The sequence below is a fragment of the Pseudomonas sp. EMN2 genome (genome assembly GCF_009650555.1).
GTDB classification, from domain to species: domain Bacteria; phylum Pseudomonadota; class Gammaproteobacteria; order Pseudomonadales; family Pseudomonadaceae; genus Aquipseudomonas; species Aquipseudomonas sichuanensis.
The window spans coordinates 101,549-109,079 of record NZ_VZZR01000050.1; the positions used below are offsets into that span (position 1 = coordinate 101,549).

At 61.7% G+C, this 7,531-nt stretch carries 7 protein-coding genes and 1 tRNA gene; 2 read left to right on the plus strand and 6 right to left on the minus strand.

Annotated features, from left to right (window positions below; all coding sequences use genetic code 11):
• Positions 1-155: 155 nt before the first annotated feature.
• The 6 genes from F6X61_RS16175 to queA all read right to left on the minus strand — a co-directional run bounded on the left by F6X61_RS16175 (position 156) and on the right by queA (position 6,229).
• Positions 156-704 (minus strand): glycine zipper 2TM domain-containing protein, encoded by a 549-nt coding sequence (locus F6X61_RS16175; RefSeq protein WP_125465407.1) that lies wholly within the window; start codon positions 702-704, stop codon positions 156-158.
• A 120-nt stretch (positions 705-824) separates the two neighbouring features.
• On the minus strand, positions 825-1,733 hold the full coding sequence (secF, locus tag F6X61_RS16180; RefSeq protein WP_153787461.1) for a protein translocase subunit SecF: 909 nt from the start codon (positions 1,731-1,733) through the stop codon (positions 825-827).
• A gap of 10 nt (positions 1,734-1,743) precedes the next feature.
• Positions 1,744-3,606 carry a protein translocase subunit SecD gene (gene secD, locus F6X61_RS16185; RefSeq protein WP_153787462.1) on the minus strand — a complete coding sequence of 621 codons (1,863 nt, stop codon included), beginning with the start codon at positions 3,604-3,606 and terminating at the stop codon, positions 1,744-1,746.
• A gap of 64 nt (positions 3,607-3,670) precedes the next feature.
• Complete coding sequence (yajC, locus tag F6X61_RS16190; RefSeq protein WP_008092587.1) at positions 3,671-4,006, minus strand: preprotein translocase subunit YajC; 336 nt, start codon at positions 4,004-4,006, stop codon at positions 3,671-3,673.
• Positions 4,007-4,049: 43 nt separating this feature from the next.
• Positions 4,050-5,165, minus strand: coding sequence for a tRNA guanosine(34) transglycosylase Tgt (gene tgt, locus F6X61_RS16195; protein ID WP_167409821.1), 1,116 nt, complete (start codon positions 5,163-5,165; stop codon positions 4,050-4,052).
• 14 nt (positions 5,166-5,179) lie between these two features.
• Entirely contained in the window at positions 5,180-6,229 is a 1,050-nt protein-coding gene (gene queA / locus F6X61_RS16200) for a tRNA preQ1(34) S-adenosylmethionine ribosyltransferase-isomerase QueA (protein ID WP_153787465.1), read from the minus strand.
• Positions 6,230-6,337: 108 nt separating this feature from the next.
• Between queA and F6X61_RS16205 the strand changes: the two genes are divergently transcribed.
• Positions 6,338-6,422, plus strand: a tRNA-Leu gene (locus F6X61_RS16205).
• 507 nt (positions 6,423-6,929) lie between these two features.
• Positions 6,930-7,163 (plus strand): hypothetical protein, encoded by a 234-nt coding sequence (locus F6X61_RS16210; RefSeq protein ID WP_153787463.1) that lies wholly within the window; start codon positions 6,930-6,932, stop codon positions 7,161-7,163.
• The last annotated feature ends 368 nt before the right edge of the window (positions 7,164-7,531 follow it).

Sequence of the window (7,531 nt, forward strand, 5' to 3'; positions counted from 1 at the left end):
TTTTTTGTGCTCGGCTTTTATAGAAAATCGCGTGGGAGCGGGCTTGCCCCGCGATGCGATGCATGGCACCGGCTTCGCCGGTGATCGCGGGGCAAGCCCGCTTCCACGCTGCTCCCGTTAAATCAGCAAGCTCCGATTGATTCCACGCAAACGGCTCATTGCCCCGCCTGGTTCTCGCTGAGGATCAACTTGCCATTCTTGTCCACAGGGATGGTCGAGCCCGGCTCGTGATTCATCTTCACCTTGCCCACCTGGTCACCGAGGGAATAGGTGACGTTGTACCCCACCACCTTCTCGCTGATGTCGTTGACCGTACTGCATCGGGTTTGCATGGTCGTGGTGGTGTCACGCTCCTGCATGTATTCCTGGGTCTTGTTGCCCGCGTAACCACCACCTACCGCGCCGGCGACCGTGGCGATCTTCTTGCCGGTACCGCCGCCGATCTGGTTACCCAGCAGACCACCGGCAATGGCTCCGACCACGGTACCGGCAATCTGATGCTGATCCTTGACCGGTGCCTGGCGGGTCACAGCGACCTCCTTACACACTTCACGCGGTGTCTTCACCTGCTGCTTGATTGGCTGCACGTCGGTGACCTGGGCGTATTCAGGCCCTTTGTTCACCAAGCTGTAGGTCGCCACAGCACCTCCGGCAGTCACACCGACAGCACCCAGTACCGCACCCACCAGCATTGATTTATTCACCTGAACCTCCTGATCTTCCTTGCGGGTTCCAGCCCGCCTTCTCCCTGCCTTGGAGCAAAAAAAAAGGCGCGAGTTCAACACTCGCGCCTTTGATTACGCCGAACGGCGCTGAACGATGGCTTACGGACGCTCGTCCACGCCCTCGTTCTTGGCCGGCGGGATCAGGTCTTCGCTGCTCAGGTTCAGCCAGATCAGCACCACGTTGGCGATGTAGATCGACGAGTAGGTACCCGCCATGACGCCGATGAACAGCGCCAGGGAGAAGCCGAACAGGTTGTCGCCACCGAAGAACAGCAGCGCGGCGATGGCCAGCAAAGTGGAAACCGAGGTCGCCACGGTACGCAGCAGGGTCTGGGTGGTCGAGATGTTGATGTTGTCGATCAGCGACGCCTTGCGCAGCACACGGAAGTTCTCACGCACCCGATCGAACACGACGATGGTGTCGTTGAGCGAGTAACCGATGATCGCCAGTACCGCCGCCAGCACCGTCAGGTCGAAGGTGATCTGGAAGAACGACAGGATACCCAGAGTCACCACCACGTCGTGGATCAGCGAAACGATGGCGCCCACGGCGAACTTCCACTGGAAGCGGAACGCCAGGTAGATGAGGATGCCGCCCAGGGCCAGGAGCATACCCATGCCCCCCTGGTCGCGCAGCTCTTCACCCACCTGCGGGCCGACGAACTCGACGCGCTTGACCGTGGCCGGGTTGTCGCCACCGACCTTCTGCAAGGCTTCGGCTACGCGATTGCCCAGTTGCGGGTCGTCACCCGGCATCCGCACCAGCAGGTCGGTGGTGGCGCCGAAGCTCTGCACCACGGCCTCGTGGAAGCCGGAGCTGACCAGCTCGGTACGCACCTTCTCAAGGTCCGCCGGGCGCTCGTAAGTGAGCTCGATCAGCGTACCGCCGGTGAAGTCCAGGCCAAAGTTCAGCCCCTTGTGCCACCAGCTGAACAGGGCCAACACGGTGAGGAGCACGGTAATGGCGAACGCGACATTGCGCACGCCCATGAAGTTGATGGTTTTCATCGCAGCTCCCTCAAACCCACAGCTTCTTGATGTCACGCCCGCCGCAAGTCAGGTTGACCAGCGCACGAGTCACCATTACAGCGGTGAACATCGAGGTGAAAATCCCGAGGGACATGGTGACCGCGAAGCCTTTGACCGGGCCGGTACCCATGGCGAACAGGATGCCGCCGACCAGCAAGGTGGTCAGGTTGGCGTCGACGATTGCCGAGTAGGCGCGGTTGAAGCCTTCATGGATGGCGCGCTGCACCGACATGCCGGCGGCGATCTCTTCGCGGATACGCGAGAAGATGAGCACGTTGGCGTCGACCGCCATACCCATGGTCAAGACGATACCGGCAATACCCGGCAAGGTCAGCGTGGCGCCCAGCAGCGACATCAACGCCAGCAGCAGGACCATGTTGCCCGCCAACGCGATAGTGGCCAGCACACCGAAACCGCGGTAGATGGCGATGATGAACAGCGAGACGAACAGCATGCCCCACAGGGATGCATCGATACCCTTGGTGATGTTGTCGGCACCCAGGCTCGGGCCAATGGTACGTTCTTCGGCGAAGTACATCGGCGCAGCCAGACCACCGGCACGCAGCAGCAGGGCCAGCTCGGACGACTCACCCTGGCCGTTCAGGCCGGTGATGCGGAACTGGCTGCCCAGCGGCGACTGGATGGTCGCCAGGCTGATGATCTTCTTCTCTTCCTTGAAGCTCTGGACCGCAACGTCTTTCTCGACGCCGTTGACCGTTTGCTTCTCGTAGTGGGTGACCGGCTTCTGCTCGATGAAGATCACCGCCATGCTGCGCCCGACGTTGGAGCGGGTGGCGCGGCTCATCAGCTCGCCGCCGTGGCCGTCGAGGCGGATGTTCACTTGCGGGCGACCGTGCTCGTCGAAGCTGGCCTGGGCGTCGGTGACCTGGTCACCAGTGATGATCAGGCCGCGCTCGACCGGGGCGGAGCGGCCGCCTTCGCGGAACTCGAACACCTCGGTGGTGGCTTTGGACGCACCCGGCTCGGCGCCGAAGCGGAACTCCAGGTTGGCGGTCTTGCCGAGGATACGCTTGGCTTCGGCAGTGTCCTGCACACCCGGCAGCTCGACCACGATGCGGTTGGCGCCCTGGCGCTGTACCAGCGGCTCGGCCACGCCCAGCTCGTTCACACGGTTGCGAACGGTGGTCAGGTTCTGCTTGATGGAGTATTCGCGGATTTCGGCGACCTTGGCCTGGGTCAGCGCCAGGCGCAGCACGGCGAGCTCGTTGCGCTCGGTGGTGGTCAGTTCGAAATCATTGAAATTCTTGCGGATCAGGCTGCGAGCCTGTTCGCGGGTAGCGTCGTCGGCGAAGCCCAGCATGATGCCGCCATCCTGCTGAGGCAGGCTGCGGTAGCGGACGCGCTCTTTGCGCAGCAAGGTCTTGACCTCGCCTTCGTAGACTTTCATGCGGGCAGTCATGGCCTTGTCCATGTCCACTTCCAGCAGGAAGTGCACACCACCGGACAGGTCCAGGCCCAGCTTCATCGGGCTGGCACCCAGGTTGCGCAGCCACTGCGGGGTGGTCTGGGCCAGGTTCAGGGCCACGACATAGTCATCGCCGAGGGCCTTGCGCGCCACATCCTTGGCTGGCAGCTGGTCTTCCTGGTTGGTCAGGCGCACCAGCGCACTGCCCTTCTCGCCCAGGTTGCCGCCTTTTACCGCGATGCCGGCATCGGTCAGCGCCTTGGTGACGCGATCGAGGTCAGCCTGGCTGACATGCAGCGCGGAACTGGCGCCGCTGATCTGCACCGCCGGATCATCCGGGTAGAGGTTGGGTGCGGAATAAATAAAACCGATCGCCAGTACCACCACGATCAGCAGGTATTTCCACAGAGGGTATTTGTTCAGCATCACGCCGCCCGTTCAAGACGCGGGGCGCTTTGCGCGCCCCGACTGGAAAAATGAAACCGGTAACTCAGATAGCCTTGAGCGTACCTTTTGGCAGGGTCGCGGCAATCGCGCCCTTCTGGAACTTCAGCTCGACGGTGTCGGACACTTCCAGAACCACGAAATCATCGGAAACCTTGACGATCTTGCCGGCGATGCCGCCGTTGGTGACAACTTCGTCACCTTTCTGCAAGTTGCTCAGCAGGTTCTTCTGCTCTTTGGCGCGCTTGGCCTGTGGACGCCAGATCATCAGGTAGAAGATGACCAGGAAGCCGACCAGGAAGATCCACTCGAAGCCGGTACCGGCTGGACCGGCGGCAGGGGCTGCAGCGTCCGCGTAGGCGGCGGGAATCAAGAAGCTCATTGTGCACTCCTAATGCAAATTTTCTAATAATGGATGCAAACAGTCAGTCCAAAGGCGGCACAGGGAGCCCGCGTTTGGCGTAGAAGGCGTCGACAAAGGCGGCCAATTTACCCTGTTGAATAGCCTCGCGTAAACCGGCCATCAAGCGCTGGTAGTGGCGCAAGTTGTGGATGGTATTCAGCATGCTGCTCAACATTTCGCCGCACTTGTCCAGGTGGTGCAGGTAGGCGCGCGAGAAGTTGGTGCAGGTGTAGCAATCGCAGGTCGGATCCAGCGGCGATTCATCATGACGATGGAACGCATTGCGGATCTTGATCACCCCAGTGTCGATGAACAGATGGCCGTTGCGCGCATTGCGCGTGGGCATCACGCAGTCGAACATGTCGACGCCGCGGCGCACACCCTCTACAAGATCCTCCGGCTTGCCTACCCCCATAAGGTAACGAGGTTTGTCAGCCGGCATCTGGCCTGGCAGGTAGTCCAGCACCTTGATCATCTCGTGCTTGGGCTCACCCACCGACAGACCACCGATGGCCAGGCCGTCGAAGCCGATGTTGTCCAGGCCTTCCAGCGAACGCATGCGCAGGTCCTGATACATGCCGCCCTGGACGATGCCGAACAGCGCCGCGGTGTTGTCGGCGTGGGCGTTCTTCGAGCGCTGGGCCCAGCGCAGCGACAGCTCCATCGAGGTGCGCGCCACGTCGTGCTCGGCCGGGTACGGCGTGCACTCGTCGAAGATCATCACGATGTCCGAGCCCAGGTCGCGTTGCACCTGCATGGACTCTTCCGGGCCCATGAACACTTTCGAGCCATCCACGGGCGAGGCGAAGGTGACGCCCTCCTCTTTGATCTTGCGCATGGCGCCCAGGCTGAACACCTGGAAACCACCGGAGTCGGTGAGGATGGGGCCTTTCCATTGCATGAAATCGTGCAGGCCATTGTGCTTCTTGATCACCTCGGTGCCTGGGCGCAGCCACAGGTGGAAGGTGTTGCCAAGGATGATCTCGGCGCCGATGGCCTCGATGTCACGCGGCAGCATGCCCTTGACCGTGCCATAGGTACCCACCGGCATGAACGCCGGGGTTTCCACGGTGCCACGGGGGAAGGTCAGCCGACCGCGACGGGCCTTGCCGTCGGTGGCCAGCAGTTCGAACGACATTCGACAGGTGCGACTCATGCTTGATCCTCTGGGCCGCGTGGCGCCGGATTGCGGGTGATGAACATGGCATCACCGTAACTGAAGAAGCGGTATCCGTTGGCCACCGCCGCCGCATAGGCAGCCATGGTCTCGGGGTAACCGGCAAAGGCCGAGACCAGCATCAGCAGCGTGGACTCCGGCAGGTGGAAGTTGGTCACCAGGCAGTCGACCACATGGAACGGCCGGCCCGGGAAAATGAAGATGTCGGTGTCGCCGCTGAACGCCTTGAGCACGCCATCGCGCGCCGCGCTTTCCAGCGAACGCACGCTGGTGGTACCCACGGCGATCACCCGGCCACCACGGGCACGGCAGGCCTCGACGGCGTCGACCACATCCTGGCTCACTTCGAGCCACTCTTTGTGCATGTGGTGGTCTTCGATCTTGTCGACCCGCACCGGCTGGAAGGTGCCGGCGCCCACATGCAGGGTGACAAAGGCGCGCTCGACGCCCTTGGCTGCGATCTTTTCCAGCAGCGCCTCGTCGAAGTGCAGCCCGGCGGTGGGCGCAGCCACGGCGCCTGCGCGCTCGGCATAGACCGTCTGATAGCGTTCACGGTCGGCGCCCTCGTCCGGGCGGTCGATGTAGGGCGGCAACGGCATATGGCCGACACGTTCGAGCAGGGGCAGCACCTCTTCGGTGAAGCGCAGCTCGAACAGCGTCTCGTGGCGCGCGACCATCTCGGCCTCGCCACCGCCATCGATGAGGATCACCGCGCCCTCTTTCGGCGCCTTGCTGGCGCGCACATGGGCCAGCACGCGGTGGCTGTCCAGCACCCGCTCGACCAGCACTTCCAGCTTGCCGCCGGAAGCTTTCTGGCCGAACAGGCGTGCCGGAATCACCCGGGTGTTGTTGAACACCATCAGGTCGCCGGGGCGCAGGTAGTCGAGCAGGTCGGTGAACTGCTGGTGGGCCAGCGCGCCGCTTTGACCGTCGAGCACGAGCAGGCGGCTGCCGTGACGCTCGGCCAACGGGTGGCGGGCGATGAGGGAGTCTGGGAGTTCGAAAGAAAAATCGGCGACGCGCATGATGATGTTCGGTTCGACAGGGCCGGGAAGTTTAGCCCAATGCATGAAAATTGACCATGAAAGACGATTGACCGACCTCATGCGCCTCTCTATACTGCGCCGCGACAAGCCCTGATGGCGGAATTGGTAGACGCGGCGGATTCAAAATCCGTTTTCGAAAGGAGTGGGAGTTCGAGTCTCCCTCGGGGCACCAAAATCCAGAAAAAACCGACCCTATGGTCGGTTTTTTTGTGCCTGGAAATCGGGGAAACCTGGGCGACCGTACTGGCTTCATCGCCGGCAAGCCGGCTCCCACAGGTATGCGCCGTGCCTGGCCCCTGCGCCGCCCACTGTGGGAGCTGGCTTGCCAGCGATGCGCCACGACAGTGGCGCCCGCCTCACTGATTCAATCTTGCCCCCAAGTCTTTAAGACTTTCCCCATTCCCTGTAGTCCATTTCCCAAACATACTCCAAAGCCCTTTCAAGCCATTGCGGTGGTCTGGGTCGGGTTTTAGTCTCGGCCGGTCGTTGCAGAATCAACGATCAGCTTTGACAGGCTGACTCAGTAATAAACTCGCATGGCTTCGCCTTTCATGGCGGCTGTACGTGGGGCACTTTCGAGTGCGCCGGGTTTCCTTACTGACCGGTCTGTCAACCCACGTACGCTGCCACCCACTTGTTTGACAGCAATGGTGGATAGCTCTTCAGTAAGGATTACACCATGTTGAAGATTGTCCCCGACCCACCGCTTTCCACCGAAATATCCCACTCCCTGGAAGACCTCCTGGTCCAGATCTCGGAGCGGCTGTTCTGCGCGCTCTCCATCATCCACATGAACACCCCCGCCCACCTCACGAACATAGGCCGAGGCCTGTCCCTGACGTCCACCCACGAGATCGAAGCCGCCCGTCAATTGGCGGAGTTGGCATTGAGCAAACTGCAGGTCAGGCACTGAACTGGGAGAGACCACGCTGGAGGACAAGACTGCCCCGCGATTGGACTATCAGGGCAACATGGCTGCACACAGGGTGGCTAGGCTCTAAACGGCCCTGTATGAGGCTCCTGGACACCTTGTTGGCCACAGCTGTCTATGCAGCACTAACGCCTCATACATAGAGCGTGGGAGCGGGCTTGCCCCGCGATGAGGCCCGCCCGGCCAGCCTCACTGCCAGAGTGTTGCCTTACCAGAGCTATCGCGGGGCAAGCCCGCTCCCACAGGTGTTCCACACCAGCCTGCTGTGGCCGCGGAAAAGACAAAACCCCTACCTGCATGCGCAGATAGGGGTTTTGCGAAATGAATCTTGACGATGACCTACTCTCACA